We start from the raw sequence: 14,349 nt of genomic DNA, 5'->3' as shown, positions 1-14,349 counted from the left end.
GGGCCCTGGCAAGCCTGCTGCTTGGGTGTGGCAAACCGATGGCAAAGGGCTTTCCGAAACACGCCCGCGAGTACGTCCCTGTAGGGCTCGGATCGGGCCATCCATGGCCCTCTACGGTTTCGGAAAGCCCTTTGCCATCGATTTGCTCGAAGTAAAGTGCAGTTCGCCAATTTCCTTACTCTTGAGAAACGTTGATGTATCGAATTTTGCGTTATGGAGTGGCCCTGACAGTCGCTCTGTTATCGCTGACCGCGCAAGCGGACCTGCAAGAACAGCTTGATGCCCTGGAACCGGGCGCGAGCTTTGAGCTTCCCCCTGAACAGATTTCGTCTCTGGCAATCCGGGTGCCCGGGGTGTCTGTGTCTTGCCATGCCGAGACGGTGATTGACCCCGGCGGGCAGGGCAATGCGGTGGATATCGTCGCCGAGAGGGTGACGTTTTCCGGATGTGCCGTTCGCAACTGGGGCAGCAATCTGAACGAGCTGGATGCGGGGATTTTTGTGGCTCGGGAGGCCAGGGGCGCGGTGGTTGAGAACAATCGTTTGCAGGGGCCGGCGTTCGGGGTGTGGCTGGATGCAACGCCGGATGTGACGGTCCGCGATAATCGGATTCGCGGTGATGACAGTCTGCGTCCGAATGACCGGGGCAATGGGATTCATCTGTTCAATACCACCGGCGCGCTGATTGAAGGCAATGACATCCGTCGGACGCGGGATGCGATTTATATGGAGACGGCGAATAACAATACGATCCGGGTCAATGAGATGGCGGATCTGCGTTATGGCATCCATTACATGTACTCGATGAATAATCTGCTGGAGAACAATGTCACCCGTAACACGCGAACCGGTTATGCGCTGATGCAGAGCAAGCGTCTGAAGGTGATTAACAACCGGTCGGTTAATGATGAGAACTACGGGATTCTGATGAATTTCATTACTCAGTCAGAGCTGCGGGGGAACGTGGTGACGGGCGTGTCCCAGGGGCAGACCGCCGGTGTTGCCATTGAGGGGGCTGAAGGTAAGGCGGTGTTTATCTACAACTCGCTGTACAACACCTTTGAAGGCAATGTCTTTGCCGACAGTAATATCGGAATTCATCTGACGGCGGGTTCGGAAGACAACGAGGTTTTTGGCAACGCGTTCGTGAACAATCAGCGTCAGGTGAAGTATGTCGCCACCCGCACGCAGGAGTGGTCCAGTGACGGTAAGGGCAATTACTGGAGTGATTACCTGGGCTGGGACCGGGATCAGGATGGCGTTGGCGATGTGCCCTATGAGCCCAATGACAACGTGGACCGGCTGCTGTGGAAATACCCGGAAGCCAAGGTTCTGATGTTCAGCCCGGCGGTGGATACCCTGCGCTGGGTGCAGGCTGCGTTTCCGGTGGTCAAGTCCGCCGGTGTGACCGATTCCCATCCCCTGATGCGGATGCCCGCAGAGCTTCAACCGGAGAACCGATGAGCTGTTTTCGTCTTGAGAATGTGAGTTACCGGTACGACAAGAGCCCGGTCCTTACGGGGATCGACCTGACTCTGGAGCCGGGGGAGATTCTGGGGTTGTTCGGCCATAACGGGGCCGGTAAGACAACCTGTATCAAGCTGATCCTGGGGCTCATGAACCCCAACCAGGGATCGGTTTCCGTGCTTGGCGGCCATGCCGGCGATCCGCAGGTAACCCAGCACATCGGTTACCTGCCGGAGAACGTGATGTTCTATCCGCAGCTGACCGGTCGGGAGATTCTGAACCATTTCGCCCGGTTGAAGGGCGCGTCCCTGCAACAGGTGCCGCAACTGCTCGAACAGGTTGGCCTTGGCGATGCGATGGGTGCCCGCACCAAGACCTACTCGAAAGGCATGCGCCAGCGTCTTGGTCTGGCCCAGGCGCTGTTGGGTAAGCCCAGGCTGCTGATGCTGGACGAGCCTACGGTGGGGCTGGATCCGGTCGCCACGGCAGACCTGTACCGGTTGCTCCGGGAGCTGCGTGATGGGGGCACGGGCATTGTGCTGTGTTCCCATGTCCTGCCCGGTGTCGAGCCTTACATCGATCGTGCGGCCATTCTCACCGATGGCGCACTGAAGGCCGCTGGCGATCTGGCCGCACTGAGGCGGCAGGCGAATATGCCGGTAACCCTGTCTCTGGAACCAGCCAACAGTATCTCGGCGCTGGAACATGTGATCGACAGGGCCTCGAGCAGCAGTGGCCTGATCATCAAGACCGATAGTGGGCGCCTGCGGGTGGATGTGCAGCCGAGGGAGAAAATGGCCCTGCTGAATGCAGTGATGGCATCGGGGGAAGTGGCAGATCTCAGCATTCATCAGCCCAGCCTGGAAGACATCTACGTGCACTTTATCGGTTCCGGTGGCCTGGCCCACCGGGGAGGCAGTCAATGAACAGTATCTGGACCATTGCCCGCAAGGAACTCAGTGACAGCCTGCGCAACCGCTGGCTGATGGCCATTTCCCTCGTGTTTGCGACTCTGGCCCTGGGCATTGCCTGGTTTGGCGCTGCAGCCTCGGGGCAGGTGGGGTATGCCTCCACGCCGGCCACCATTGCCAGTCTCGCGAGCCTTGGAATCTTCCTGATCCCGTTGATTGCACTGCTGCTGGCCTACGATGCCATCGTCGGGGAAGAAGAGGGTGGAACCCTGCTGTTACTGCTGACTTACCCTCTTAGCCGAAGCCAGCTGCTACTCGGAAAGTTCCTGGGCCATGGCCTGACTCTCGCGCTTGCCACCGTGATTGGTTTCGGCGTTGCCGGCGTGGCCATTGCGGTGCTGGTGGAAAACGTTGCTATCGCCAGTCTCGCGGCAGCCATGCTGCGGTTTATTGGCTCCACCGTTCTGTTGGGATGGGGATTTATTGCCCTTGCCTACGTGATCAGTGTGCGGGTCAGCGAAAAGCCCATCGCCGCCGGCCTGGCCCTGGCGATCTGGTTCTTCTTCGTGCTGATCTTCGACCTGATGCTGCTGGGCACCCTCGTGGCCAGCGAAGGCCAGTTCAGTGCTGAACTGTTGCCCTGGCTGTTGATGCTCAATCCCACGGATGTCTACCGCCTGCTCAATATCGTTGCCTTCGGCGATACCGCCCAGCTCAGCGGCGTCCTCAGTCTCGGTGCCGATCTGCCCATCGGCGCCACCGGCCTGTGGATCGGCCTGGTGCTGTGGTTTGCCATCCCGCTGGCAGGCGCCCTGTTACTTTTCCGAAACCGTCGTATCTGAACGGAGTTATCCCGATGAACAGAAGTAAACTCAACTGGCTCCTCGCCGCTCTGGCAGCCATAACCCTCACCGCCTGTTCGGGCAATGAGGAGCAGACCATGGCCAAACCCGAACCGGTGCATTTCGAAAGCGGCGATGAATGCCACGTCTGCGGCATGGTGATCTCCAATTTCCCGGGCCCCAAGGGTGAGGCCATAACCGAGAAAGAGCAGCACGTCCGTAAGTTCTGCTCCACCAAGGACATGTTCGCCTGGATGCTCCAGCCGGAGAATGAAAACCGTGATCACACCCTCTACGTCCACGACATGACCCAGACCGAGTGGGAGCATCCGGACGACACCGCCCTGATCGACGCCCGGGACGCTTTCTTCGTGGTTGGCTCTGACCGCTCGGGCGCCATGGGGCCGACGCTTGCCTCCTTTGCGACCGAGGAAGCCGCCCACGGGTTCATGATGGAACATGGCGGTGAGGTTCTGAAATACAGTTCGATCACCATGGAGCATCTGAATACCGGCCTGGCGAAGCATGGTATGGATGGTATGGACGGAATGGACGGAATGGACCACTAGAAATGAAAAAGGGTCAGATGAAAGCTTTCATCTGACCCTTTTGTTGTGCTGGTTGCTGTGCCGGCCGCTTAGCCGCCGGTCATGTTCATGAACCGGAGGATCTGCACATCCCCGTTGCTGGAGAAGTGATGCCGCTCCGGCTTCAGATCCATGGCATTGATAATGGTTTCCCGCAACTTGTCATCAGTCACCGGATTGCCCCGTAGCACCCTGCGCAGATCCACCGAGTGCTCGTTACCCAGGCACAGCAGCAGCCGACCTTCGACGGTCACCCGCACCCGATTACAGGTAGAACAGAAGTTGTGGGAATGGGGAGAAATGAAACCGACCCGGGTCTCGCTGTCTTCCATGCGGTAATAACGGGCGGGACCGCCGGAATCCTCGGTAGCGGGCACCAGCTCGTGATGCTTGCGGATGATGTCCCGAACTTCTTCGCTGGTGCAAAGCGCCAGGCCCCGATCGTGTTCGGAAATCTCACCCAACGGCATCTCTTCGATAAAGCTGATATCCACCTTTTTCTTGCGGGCGAACTCGATCAGCTCCGGGATCTCCTCGTCGTTGCGGCCCTTCATCACCACTGTATTGATCTTGATGCCCCGGAAGCCAGCTTCCCGGGCAGCATCAATACCGTCCAGCACATGTGACAGTTTGCCGGTGCGGGTGATGTTGCGGAATTTGTCGGCGTCCAGGGAATCCAGGCTGATGTTCAGGCGATGCATCCCCGCCTTGCGCAGAGGCTCGGCCATGGTGGTGAGCTGGCTTCCATTGGTGGTCATGGCAAAGTCGCGCAGACCGTAAGTGCCAATCTCCTTTACCAGCTCCAGGATATCCTTGCGTACCAGCGGCTCGCCGCCGGTCAGACGAATTTTTTCGGTACCCAGGTCAACGAAGTTGCGGGCAACGCGGGCGATTTCTTCCAGGGTGAGAACCTGCTGGCGGGGCAGGAAAGTCATGTCCTCGGCCATACAGTACACGCAGCGGAAATCGCACCGGTCAGTGACGGACAGACGCACGTAGTTGACGGTGCGACCAAAACGGTCTGTCAGCTTGTTCTGGGGCATCGGGTTGGTCCTGTTGCTGATTGTTTTTTAACCTGAGTATAGACCAAGTATTGCAGATCGGATCACCAATTCCGATACCCCTCGGGAGGTAAGCCTGCTGTCAGGTAATTCAGAGTGGGCCGTCCCTGGCCCGGGCTCTTTTTTTCAGGCGCTGAGCTCGCTGGTTGCGCCGCTTTCATCGGTTTCGAGGGCAACCGGCTCCAGATCCGGGAAGAAAACGCCCTTCACGACTTGCCAGGTTACGGCGAGTGCGCCAACGATGAAGACCACGTCGCCAACGGTTCTGACCCAGCGCAGGGTTTGCAGGATATCGCTCTGCATGAAGGCTTCACTGCGTGCGTACCACAGGCCCTCGCTGGCGCTGGCAATGAACTGGATAAAGCCGACCGGCAACAGGCTGGTGAACAGCATCAGGACCAGGCCAATATTCAGCCACCAGAAACCTACCTTCATCAGCCGCTCGTCAAAGATGATGCGCGGACGGATGTAACGCAGGATCATCAGTGCGAAGCCCAGGGCCAGGAACCCATAGACACCGAACAGGGCCGCGTGGGCGTGGGTGGGCGTGGTGTTCAGGCCCTGGATGTAATACAGCGCGATTGGCGGGTTGATCATGAACCCGAGCACGCCGGCACCCAGCATGTTCCAGAAGGCAACCGCCACAAAGAAGGTCAGCGGCCAGCGAATATTTTCCATCCACGGTGCGCGGGACTTCAGGCGCCAGTTTTCCCAGGCCTCGTATCCCAGGACCACAAGTGGTACCACTTCCAGTGCACTGAAGGTGGCGCCCACTGCCATTACCGGCGTGGTCGTGCCGGAGAAGTACAGGTGGTGGAAGGTGCCGGGCACGCCCCCGAGCATGAACAGGCTGGCGGATGCCAGGCTGGCAGATGTTGCCACGGTGCGGGACACCAGGCCCATGCTGCAGAAGATAAAGGCTAGGGCAGTGGTTGCGAACACTTCAAAGAAGCCTTCGACCCACAGGTGGACAATCCACCAGCGCCAGTACTCCATGATCGAGATATGAGTACGCTCGCCGTAGAAGAAGCCGGCACCATAGAACAGGCCAATGGCAACCACCGAAGCGGTCAGCAGGGCCAGCAGGTTCTTGTCACCAGGCTGGCGCAGGGCGGGAACAATACTGCGCAGCATCAGCACCAACCAGAACACGATGCCGAGGAACTTGCCGATCTGCCAGAGGCGGCCAAGGTCTACATACTCGTAACCCTGGTGGCCCAGCATGAAGCTGAGATTGGCCGGCATGATCTGGTTGATGGCGAGGAAGTTGCCAATAAACGAACCGGCAACCACAGCAACCAGGGCCCAGAACAGCACATCAACACCCAGTTTCTGGAATTTCGGATCCTTGCCGCCATTGATGATGGGGGCGAGGAACAGACCAGCGGCGAGGAAGCCGGTGGCAATCCAGAACATGGCGGACTGAATGTGCCAGGTACGCATCAGGGAGTAGGGGAACCACTCGGAGGTCTCGATGCCGTAGAAACCCTGACCTTCAACCGTATAGTGGGCAGTGAAGCCGCCAAGCATGACCTGGAAAGTGAACAGGCCAACCACCAGCAGAAGATACTTGCCCAATGCTTTCTGGGAAGGCGTAAGCCCGACTGCACTCAGTGGATCCTTCAGTGGCGCCTGCGGTTCCTCATCCTCCTTGCGAAGGAAGGCCCAGGCCCAGATCAGACCACCGACACCGGCAATCAGGAGAACCACACTGATTAACGACCAGACCACGTTCTCGCCGCTAGGCCTGTTATCGATAAGCGGTTCGTGGGGCCAGTTGTTGGTGTAGGTAACCTCGCTGTCCGGGCGTTCGGTAGCAGCGGCCCAGGCAGTCCAGAAGAAAAACTCGGTCATCCGCTCGCGACGCTCGGCGCTGGGCAGGGTGTTTTCCTTCATGGCGTAGTTTTCGCGGGTTGACTGCAGTTCCGGAGCGTCGCTGAACAGTCGGCTGTAGTAGTCGGCTGTTCTGGCAATAGCTTCGCTCCTGCGCTCGGAAAGCTGCAGAGTGCTGGTAGCGGCGTCGTAGGTATTGGTGCGGTACTCGGTCTTCAGGTCGTACTGCAGGGCGTTCTGCTGCTGCCCGCTGAGGCTGTGCCATTCCTGCCCGTACTCTTCCAGGGCTGCGATTTCCAGCCAGGTTTCCAGTTCACGGTGCAGCCAGTCGGCGGTCCAGTCCGGTGCCTGGTAGGCACCGTGGCCCCAGATCGAGCCAAGCTGCATGCCTCCGACGGACTGCCAGGCAGTTTGTCCATCAAGAATGCTTTCCTCGGTCATCAGGGTGTCGCCGTCGGCGGACACAACGCGATCCGGGATGGGCGGTGCTTCGCGGTACACCTCGGCACCGAAATACCCCAGGAGCGTGAAGGTTACTGCCAGGATTCCGATCAGCAAAAACCAGAGGCGGCGGTACTTAGCCATGGTGCGCTCCTCCCAGTCGGGTCGGGTAGGCGTCTTTCTGTTTCATAACACTGTCTCCTCATTAAACATTTATTTAAGATAAATCTTTATGCAGGAATTTTGATTTGATGCATTTAAGGTGTCAAATTTATTTTGTGGGTATATCGGAAGTCGTAGATGGGTAAGGGAAGGTTTTTAGGTGGGTGACTTTCTACGGTTTGATTTTTTTCTGGTGCCGGCTTAGCATTAAGATGTATTTATAGTAAATGTTATAGGTGGATTCATGAGTGAATACGAAAAGTGGCTTTTCACAGCAAACAGCACCCTGGGACTGTCAGTGTTGGGTTTGATGGTTACAATTCTGCTTGCATACCCGTTGGCGGGCGCGCTTGCACTGTCTGTGCAAATTGCTGCCCACATCGGAACCCTGGTTTTTGCGGTCGGTATCAAGGTGGCCTATGTGGCGCGTCTGGTTTTTCTCAGCCGTTTGGGCAGACCTGTCCATTGAATCCCGGTAGAATAGATGCAGTTATGAACCTTGGTGAGAACCCCGTGATGGGCGATCGTTTTGGGAAAACCGGATTTCGTATTCTTGCGTATATCTCGATTACGCTGGCTGCTGCAGGAGTGGTTCTGCCGTTGTTGCCCACAACACCCTTCGTTCTGCTGGCCGCATTTTTTGCCAGCAAGGGGTCTCCGGCTTTTGCTCAGTGGCTTGAAGACCATCCCAGGTTTGGTCCTGCCATTGATCAGTGGCGTACACGCAGGGCAGTGCCGGCACGGGCGAAGGTGCTGGCGTGCAGCATGATGGCCCTGAGTTGGGGGATGCTGTTTGCGTTGGGAGCGTCAGCGATGGTGTTGGGCATTTCTGGCGTATTTTTGTGCGGCACCGCCTGTTATCTGGTAACCCGACCTTCTTATTGAACGATTGCACACACGACTGGAGTATTGAATGCACATCACCCGCTACACGGATTATTCACTTCGAGTACTGATATATCTGGCAGTTCAGGGTGATCGTCTGGCGACCATTCAGGAAATCGCTGACAGCTATGACATTTCCAAAAACCACCTCATGAAGGTGGTGCACCAGCTGAACAAGAAGGGCTACATTGAAACCATCCGGGGCAAAAAGGGTGGAATGCGTCTGCATCGGGCGCCCTCGGATATTAACGTTGGTATCCTGGTACGGGAAACCGAACAGGACCTGAGCATCGTGGAGTGCTTTTCCTCCAAGAACGCCTGCAAGATAACCCCCGTGTGTGGCCTGAAATCGATGTTCGGTGAGGCGTTGAAGGCCTTCCTGGAAGTGCTGGACAAGTACACCCTGGCCGATGTTATCCAGGATCAGCACAGGCCCCAGCTCTTGAGATTACTTCAGATAGCCTGACGCGGCCAGGCGCGCCCTTGGCGCCTGGCCGCTCCAGCCCTGTCAGGCCGCTCTGGCCATTCCCATCAACTTCTCCGGCAGTGAATGTCGGAGTATGCGTTTGACTACCGTGCCGTACTGCTTGGCAAAACTGCCGGTGTTGTAGTGAATGCCGTGCTTTCGACACACCGCCTGTACCTTCCCGGAAATCTCCGGATACCGGTGGGCGGGCAGGTCCGGGAACACGTGGTGTTCCACCTGGTAGCTAAGATGGCCGCTCAGAATATGAAGCCAGCGGCCCCCGGTGAAGTTTGAGGACCCCGTGAGCTGGCGCAAATACCAGTGGCCCTTGCTCTCGCCCTCGCATTCCTCCTCTGTGAAGGTTTCCGCATCCTGGGTAAAGTGGCCACAAAAAATCACCGTGGATGACCAGAGATTACGGATCAGGTTGGCGCCCACATTCCCCGCCAGAACAATCGGAGCCACCGGAAAGGTAAGCAGCGGGAAGAAAACGTAGTCCTTGAAGGCCTGGCGGCCACCCTTGCGGGCGAATTGCTTCAGGAACGGCAGTTTTTCCCGCCAGCTTATTTCCCGGCTTCGCAGCTTCTCGGTTTCAAGTTCGTGCAGGCCCACGCCCCATTGGAAGAACACGCTCAGCAGAATGTAATTGATGAACTGCAGCGTGTGCCAGGGTTTCCAGGGCTCGTCATCGGTCAGTCGTAAGACGGCGTAGCCGTAGTCACGGTCCTTGCCGATGATGTTGGTGTAGGTGTGATGTTCATAGTTATGGGTACGGCGCCAGGAGTCACCTGTGCAGACCGTATCCCACTCGTAGGTCTGGGAATTCAGGCTCGGGTCGTTCATCCAGTCATACTGGCCGTGCATGACATTGTGACCGATCTCCATATTTTCCAGGATCTTGGCAATGCCGAGGGTTGCCGTGGCAGCAACGAACACCGGCGGAAGGAAGCCGAATGGCATCATGATCCGGCCACCGGCCTCAAGACTCCGGTGCAGCCGGATCATTCTCCGGATGTAACGTGCGTCCCGTTCTCCGAGGTCCGCCAGAACCTCCTCCCGGATCGCGTTCAGATCGGTTTCAAGTTCTGCGAGTTGCGCTTCGGTCATCTTTTTCATGGTCATACTCCCTGCGGTGCGCTCAGGCCCCGCAATAAAATCGGATGTGGGTTCTTAAAGGTCGAGTGAGACCGGGCCGCGGGGAACGGAGATACAAAGTTGGACAGTCTCCTCGCCGGGGCCGGAAGTTTGGCCGGTCAGACGGTTGATGACGGTACCCGTGGTTTTCCGGCAACTGCACTGGTGGCAGATGCCCATGCGGCATCCGTGGCGCGGTGTCAGTCCGGCGGCCTCGGCGATTTCCAGCAGGGTGGCATCGCCCTCGGAATCGACCATCATCTGGCTGCTCTCAAACTGAACCTCACCACCGAGTGTTTCGTTTCCAAGGTTGGCACTTGGCACTGAAAAGAACGTGCTGTGGATATCCGCGTCAGCAAAGCCTCTCTCGGAGAGGAGGCCCTGGGCCAGATCCATCAGGCCTTTGGGGCCGCAGAGATAGACCTGCCGAGCCTTGATGCCTGGCACTGTGTCCAGATCCTGGCCACGCAGGTAGCGGGGTTCCCTGGACTCGTTGGTGGCGATGATATTAAGCGTGAGGGCGCTATAGCGTGCCTTCAGGGCCAACAGTTTCTCCCGGGCAATAACGTCATCACGGGTTCTGACGAAATACAGCAGAGTCACCGGTGCCCGGTAATCCTGGGCCGCCATGGTCTCAAGCTGGCTCAACACTGGCGTGATGCCGCTGCCACCGGCAATAAACAGCACCGGTTGGGCCGGTTCTGGTATCAGAAAATCACCAAAGGCTTCGCCCAGACCGATTACCGCCCCAGTTTGCAGGTGATCGTGAAGCCAGTTGGTCACCAGGCCGCCGGGAAGGCGTTTGATGGTCAGCGTGACCAGTCCCTGTTCCTGCCAGAGCAGGGGTGAGCTCGAGAGGCTGAACGTACGGTTTCGGCGTACTCCATCCACTTCAACACAGATGTTCACATGCTGGCCCGCGCGGAAGCCCGACCAGCGCCTGGCCGGTTTCAGAACCAGTGTCTTGGTGTCCCCGGTTTCAGAAAGGATCTGCTCCACTCTGGCCGGTGTGTACTCTTGTACCCACATGGGGTTGATGCGTTCCAGCAGTGGGTCAAAAAACGCTTCCGGGTCATCCCGGTTGAATAGCTGCCTTCCGAGCCAGTGAAGGGCTTTTTGCTGGGTCTGTTTCGCTAACATGATCGTTGCCTCCCTGAGGCTTTTCGCTGTCCGTGTGTACAAGTGTTCACTTATGTGTACGAATGTACACACGACTACGTAAACTGACAACGGCTGAGCTCGTAATGGCTCAAAATGACAAGCATTCTGTACTTTTATTTTTTGGGATGTGTACACTTGTGAACCATTGGCTAACGGCAGGCGGTATGGGCACAGGATGGCGGAAAAACAGCGAAGAAAGCCCGGTGAAACCCGCGAGAAACTGATGACCGCGGCGTTAACCCTGGTAGGCAAGGGCCGGCATTTCGCCAGTCTTGGTATCCGGGAGGTGACACGTCAGGCAGGCGTGGTGCCCACCTCGTTTTACCGGCATTTCCGCAATATGGACGATCTGGGGTTGCAGCTTGTGGATGAGCTGGGCCTGGTGCTACGCAGGATGATGCGAGAAGCCCGGGCGAATGTGTTGCAGGCGGACAAACTGATTGAAGAGTCGGTGGCCATCTTTATCAGCCACGCGCAGGCCAACCGGAGTTTCTTTCTGTTCATGGCCCAGGGGCTGGCCGGTGAGAGCAGGGCAGTGCAGGAAGGTATCCGGAGCGAGATGCGTTTCTTTGCCAGTGAGCTTGCGAATGATCTGCGCAGGTTGAGGCTGGTGGACCATCTGACCGATCAGGATCTGGACATGACCTGTGACCTGGTGGTGCGCAGTGTCGCCTTCAGCCTGACTGATCTGCTCGGCGTATCCGCCGACGACGACTACCAGATCGAGCAGATCAGGAAGCGGACCACCCGCTTCCTGCAACTGATTTTCGTGGGCGCCGCTCACTGGCAAAGCGCGGGCTGATTGTCCGTTGTATCAGTCCGCTTTACTCTTTTTCGTTGGCTGTTTGCGTGGCGCACTGGGCTTGGCCACAGCTTTCGGTTTGGCCTTTGGCGGAAGAATCAGGCTTTCCAGTTCGTCCAGTGCTTCACCCGTGTAAACCGCAAGTCTCTGCATGCTTGGCAGGGTATCCCTGCAGCCCGTATAGCCGAAGTTCAGTGAACCGTCATAGCTCAGGCAGGTGATGTTCAAAGCGCCACCGTGAGTAATCAGCGAGACAGGGTACATGGCTTCCAGTTTCGCGCCCTCGTAGTAAAGCGTTCTCTGGGGCCCCGGCACATTGGAGATCGTAACGTTAAATACCGGCCGCATGCGACCGCCAAGGCCGGACATCAGCTGCAGTATATAAGGCGACATCAGGAGCATGGTGTACTGGGTGAGCGCGCTTTTGGGCAGCTTCTGCAAATGCTCTTTGGCCCTTCGCGTTGACGCCTTGATGTTTTGCAGGCGGGTCAGCGGATCGGCTTCGTCGGTCGCAAGCGAAGAGATCATGAAACTGATCTGGGTGCCTGTCCCTTCGTCATCGGACGGCCGGATGTTGACCGGTATGCCGGCGGTGAGGGGAGCGTCCGGCAGTTCATTCTGTTCCAGCAGAAAACGCCTGAGGGCAGTTCCGCACAGGTACAGAACGATATCGTTGAGGGAAGCGCCGGAAACGTGGGCAAGTTCCTTGATCCTGTCGAGCTGATAATGCTGGGTGGCAAACCGGCGCTGGCCGGTGACCCGATGATTGATCTTGGAGACGGGCCCGGTGAACGGCGCCGTCAGACCGTCCTCGGGGTGGCGGACCGAATGCACCAGCCGGTTGCCCGCCTGCAGCAGACGCGGTGCCATATCTGCCTGCAGTTTCAGGGCATCCATGGCCTGTGAAACCGCACCGGGCACGCTGGCCTCGGAATCGGATTTGCTGCCGCGACGGCGCTCCGGCCGAACCGACCAGGGTGGCGGCATGTCCCGTTTGTCGGGATCGGTTGTCAGTACCCGTTGCATCAGGCGTACACCACTGATGCCATCAATCATGGAATGATGCATCTTGGTGTAGAGCGCAAAACGGTTGTTCTCGAGGCCCTCGATAACGTGGCATTCCCAGAGTGGGCGGGCAAAATCCAGGGGGTTGGAGTGCAGGCGCGATACCAGTATGCCCAGTTCCCGTTCACCGCCGGGGCGCGGGAGTGCCGAGTGACGCACGTGGTAATCCAGATCGATTTTCTTGTCGACTTTCCAGCCCGGCGCCAGTACCCGACCCAACAGCCCGGACCAGGCAAGCTTTAAACCCCAGGGGGGCGCGACATCGCCGGTTTCCTTCATGCGGGTCACCATGTCCCGGAGGAAGGTTTCAGGGGCGCCCTCCGGTAGCGAAAAGATCTGCAGGTTGCCCACATGCATGGGGGTGTCTTCAGATTCTACGGCCAGCCAAGAGGCATCCAGCGTTCCCAGGCGTTTCATTCCTTGTGCGTCTCCACCAGTATCCACGTATTTTAGTTATCTGCTGCAAGTATACTTGCAACTGCTTCGTGACACGATGTTTCAGGTCATAAAGTTCCCCGGTTTTGCAGTGCTTTATCGCCTCAAACGTTTGCCGTTTTAGTCTCCCGAAAGAGGCGAGTGTGTGCTACTTTTCATCGGTTGGTTGCAGTAAAAACAAAAACATCCGGAGGCGTTGTGGAATCCAGCCCGCTTATCTCGGCAGGTCTGCCGATTGCTCTGTTCATCATAATGATCGGTATCGGCATGACCCTGACGATACGAGACTTCCGCCAGGTGGCGGTGTATCCGAAAGGGATGATCGTCGGCACCATTGCCCAGATTCTCGTCATGCCCCTCATCGCCTTCATGCTGGCCACGTTGCTGGCGGTTCCGCCGGCCATAGCGGTCGGACTGGTGATCATCGCTGCCTGCCCTGGAGGCACCACCTCGAATCTGTTTGTGCTGCTCTCGCGGGGGAACATTGCCCTCTCCATAGTACTGACCGTCAGCGCCAGCCTGATCACCATTCTTACCCTGCCGCTGTTTACCAATATTGCCCTTCAGTACTACATGGGAACCGAGGAAGACATTGTGCTGCCGGTCTGGAAAACCGTGGGCATGCTGATTGGCATCGTGCTCTTCCCGGTCGCCATCGGGATGGTGGTTCGTACCCGCAAGCCGGAGGTTGCCCGCAAGGCAGAAAGCATTGTGAGTATCTTCGGCGGTATCGTGCTGGCGGTGCTGATCGTGGCGCTGGTGTACGGTGTTCGCGACCAGATCTGGGAGCTCCTGAAGCAGGCGGGGCCGGCAACCATCCTGTTGAATCTGGCCGGTATTGGTCTCGGCCTGGCGGCCGGCCGGATGGCGGGTCTGACCCAGCGGGAATCCCTGGCAGTGGCGGTGGAGCTGGGTGTAAAGAACGGCACCATTGCCCTCATGGTCACTCTGACTCTGCTGGAATCCAGCGCCATGTCGATCCCGGCTGCGGTCTACGGGGTGCTGATGTTCCCCATCGGCTTTGTTCTCGCCATGTATGGTCGAAGCATCATTCCCATTTCGACGGTACAGAGCAAAAACTGACTGGAGTCCTGCGTT

The 14,349-nt window shown here is 57.7% G+C and carries 14 protein-coding genes; 9 read left to right on the top strand and 5 right to left on the bottom strand.

All coding sequences use genetic code 11. From position 1 onward, the window contains the following. Positions 1–194: 194 nt before the first annotated feature. Genes ACGK9W_RS12795 through ACGK9W_RS12780 form a run of 4 tightly spaced genes read left to right on the top strand, consistent with a single transcriptional unit; the run spans position 195 to position 3,788 of the window. Entirely contained in the window at positions 195–1,463 is a 1,269-nt protein-coding gene (locus ACGK9W_RS12795; RefSeq protein ID WP_008175381.1) for a nitrous oxide reductase family maturation protein NosD, read from the top strand. Beyond that, on the top strand, positions 1,460–2,392 hold the full coding sequence (locus ACGK9W_RS12790) for an ABC transporter ATP-binding protein (RefSeq protein WP_008175379.1): 933 nt from the start codon (positions 1,460–1,462) through the stop codon (positions 2,390–2,392). Before ACGK9W_RS12795 ends, ACGK9W_RS12790 begins: the two co-directional genes overlap by 4 nt. Further along, positions 2,389–3,219, top strand: coding sequence for an ABC transporter permease (locus tag ACGK9W_RS12785; RefSeq protein ID WP_008175377.1), 831 nt, complete (start codon positions 2,389–2,391; stop codon positions 3,217–3,219). The genes ACGK9W_RS12790 and ACGK9W_RS12785 overlap by 4 nt, the downstream gene beginning before the upstream one ends. Positions 3,220–3,233: 14 nt before the next feature. Next, entirely contained in the window at positions 3,234–3,788 is a 555-nt protein-coding gene (locus ACGK9W_RS12780; RefSeq protein WP_273069409.1) for a nitrous oxide reductase accessory protein NosL, read from the top strand. Between the two features lie 68 nt (positions 3,789–3,856). Here ACGK9W_RS12780 and moaA read toward each other — a convergent pair whose 3' ends face one another. Together moaA and ACGK9W_RS12770 are read right to left on the bottom strand one after the other, a co-directional pair. Then, the gene (moaA, locus tag ACGK9W_RS12775) at positions 3,857–4,849 is read right to left on the bottom strand and encodes a GTP 3',8-cyclase MoaA (protein WP_092032036.1); all 993 of its coding nucleotides are present in this window, start codon (positions 4,847–4,849) and stop codon (positions 3,857–3,859) included. A gap of 144 nt (positions 4,850–4,993) precedes the next feature. Continuing rightward, positions 4,994–7,285 (bottom strand): nitric-oxide reductase large subunit, encoded by a 2,292-nt coding sequence (locus tag ACGK9W_RS12770; RefSeq protein ID WP_405417067.1) that lies wholly within the window; start codon positions 7,283–7,285, stop codon positions 4,994–4,996. 262 nt (positions 7,286–7,547) lie between these two features. Between ACGK9W_RS12770 and ACGK9W_RS12765 the strand changes: the two genes are divergently transcribed. From ACGK9W_RS12765 to ACGK9W_RS12755, 3 genes are read left to right on the top strand one after another with little or no spacing between them, the layout of a single operon-like run. Continuing rightward, positions 7,548–7,772 carry a hypothetical protein gene (locus ACGK9W_RS12765; RefSeq protein ID WP_008175371.1) on the top strand — a complete coding sequence of 75 codons (225 nt, stop codon included), beginning with the start codon at positions 7,548–7,550 and terminating at the stop codon, positions 7,770–7,772. A 23-nt stretch (positions 7,773–7,795) separates the two neighbouring features. Then, positions 7,796–8,188, top strand: coding sequence for a YbaN family protein (locus ACGK9W_RS12760; RefSeq protein ID WP_008175367.1), 393 nt, complete (start codon positions 7,796–7,798; stop codon positions 8,186–8,188). Positions 8,189–8,216: 28 nt separating this feature from the next. Then, entirely contained in the window at positions 8,217–8,654 is a 438-nt protein-coding gene (locus ACGK9W_RS12755) for an Rrf2 family transcriptional regulator (protein WP_008175365.1), read from the top strand. 42 nt (positions 8,655–8,696) lie between these two features. Here ACGK9W_RS12755 and ACGK9W_RS12750 read toward each other — a convergent pair whose 3' ends face one another. Together ACGK9W_RS12750 and ACGK9W_RS12745 are read right to left on the bottom strand one after the other, a co-directional pair. Then, complete coding sequence (locus tag ACGK9W_RS12750; protein WP_008175363.1) at positions 8,697–9,770, bottom strand: acyl-CoA desaturase; 1,074 nt, start codon at positions 9,768–9,770, stop codon at positions 8,697–8,699. 54 nt (positions 9,771–9,824) lie between these two features. Beyond that, entirely contained in the window at positions 9,825–10,928 is a 1,104-nt protein-coding gene (locus tag ACGK9W_RS12745; protein WP_104270710.1) for a ferredoxin reductase, read from the bottom strand. Between the two features lie 196 nt (positions 10,929–11,124). Between ACGK9W_RS12745 and ACGK9W_RS12740 the strand changes: the two genes are divergently transcribed. Continuing rightward, entirely contained in the window at positions 11,125–11,751 is a 627-nt protein-coding gene (locus ACGK9W_RS12740) for a TetR family transcriptional regulator (RefSeq protein WP_014578194.1), read from the top strand. A 12-nt stretch (positions 11,752–11,763) separates the two neighbouring features. Here ACGK9W_RS12740 and ACGK9W_RS12735 read toward each other — a convergent pair whose 3' ends face one another. Beyond that, positions 11,764–13,233, bottom strand: a complete 1,470-nt coding sequence (locus tag ACGK9W_RS12735) for a wax ester/triacylglycerol synthase family O-acyltransferase (RefSeq protein WP_008175360.1) — start codon at positions 13,231–13,233, stop codon at positions 11,764–11,766. Between the two features lie 216 nt (positions 13,234–13,449). On the opposite strand from ACGK9W_RS12735, the gene ACGK9W_RS12730 reads away from it, so the two are divergent. Beyond that, complete coding sequence (locus ACGK9W_RS12730; protein WP_008175359.1) at positions 13,450–14,334, top strand: bile acid:sodium symporter family protein; 885 nt, start codon at positions 13,450–13,452, stop codon at positions 14,332–14,334. Positions 14,335–14,349 lie beyond the last annotated feature (15 nt).

It is taken from the genome of Marinobacter flavimaris, from assembly GCF_045057155.1.
In the GTDB taxonomy this organism is placed as follows: Bacteria; Pseudomonadota; Gammaproteobacteria; order Pseudomonadales; family Oleiphilaceae; genus Marinobacter; species Marinobacter manganoxydans.
The sequence above is the reverse complement of the archived record's forward strand: the minus strand, read 5'-3'. Positions and strand labels throughout refer to the sequence as shown.

Excerpts from the sequence above, each read along its gene's own strand:
- ACGK9W_RS12765 (WP_008175371.1), top strand. The coding sequence starts at position 7,548 with ATGAGTGAATACGAAAAGTGGCTTTTCACAGCAAACAGCACCCTGGGA.
- ACGK9W_RS12790 (WP_008175379.1), top strand. The coding sequence starts at position 1,460 with ATGAGCTGTTTTCGTCTTGAGAATGTGAGTTACCGGTACGACAAGAGC.
- ACGK9W_RS12795 (WP_008175381.1), top strand. The coding sequence starts at position 195 with ATGTATCGAATTTTGCGTTATGGAGTGGCCCTGACAGTCGCTCTGTTA.
- ACGK9W_RS12755 (WP_008175365.1), top strand. The coding sequence starts at position 8,217 with ATGCACATCACCCGCTACACGGATTATTCACTTCGAGTACTGATATAT.
- ACGK9W_RS12780 (WP_273069409.1), top strand. The coding sequence starts at position 3,234 with ATGAACAGAAGTAAACTCAACTGGCTCCTCGCCGCTCTGGCAGCCATA.
- ACGK9W_RS12770 (WP_405417067.1), bottom strand. The coding sequence starts at position 7,285 with ATGGCTAAGTACCGCCGCCTCTGGTTTTTGCTGATCGGAATCCTGGCA.
- ACGK9W_RS12750 (WP_008175363.1), bottom strand. The coding sequence starts at position 9,770 with ATGAAAAAGATGACCGAAGCGCAACTCGCAGAACTTGAAACCGATCTG.
- ACGK9W_RS12745 (WP_104270710.1), bottom strand. The coding sequence starts at position 10,928 with ATGTTAGCGAAACAGACCCAGCAAAAAGCCCTTCACTGGCTCGGAAGG.
- ACGK9W_RS12740 (WP_014578194.1), top strand. The coding sequence starts at position 11,125 with ATGGCGGAAAAACAGCGAAGAAAGCCCGGTGAAACCCGCGAGAAACTG.
- ACGK9W_RS12735 (WP_008175360.1), bottom strand. The coding sequence starts at position 13,233 with ATGAAACGCCTGGGAACGCTGGATGCCTCTTGGCTGGCCGTAGAATCT.
- ACGK9W_RS12785 (WP_008175377.1), top strand. The coding sequence starts at position 2,389 with ATGAACAGTATCTGGACCATTGCCCGCAAGGAACTCAGTGACAGCCTG.
- ACGK9W_RS12760 (WP_008175367.1), top strand. The coding sequence starts at position 7,796 with ATGAACCTTGGTGAGAACCCCGTGATGGGCGATCGTTTTGGGAAAACC.
- moaA (WP_092032036.1), bottom strand. The coding sequence starts at position 4,849 with ATGCCCCAGAACAAGCTGACAGACCGTTTTGGTCGCACCGTCAACTAC.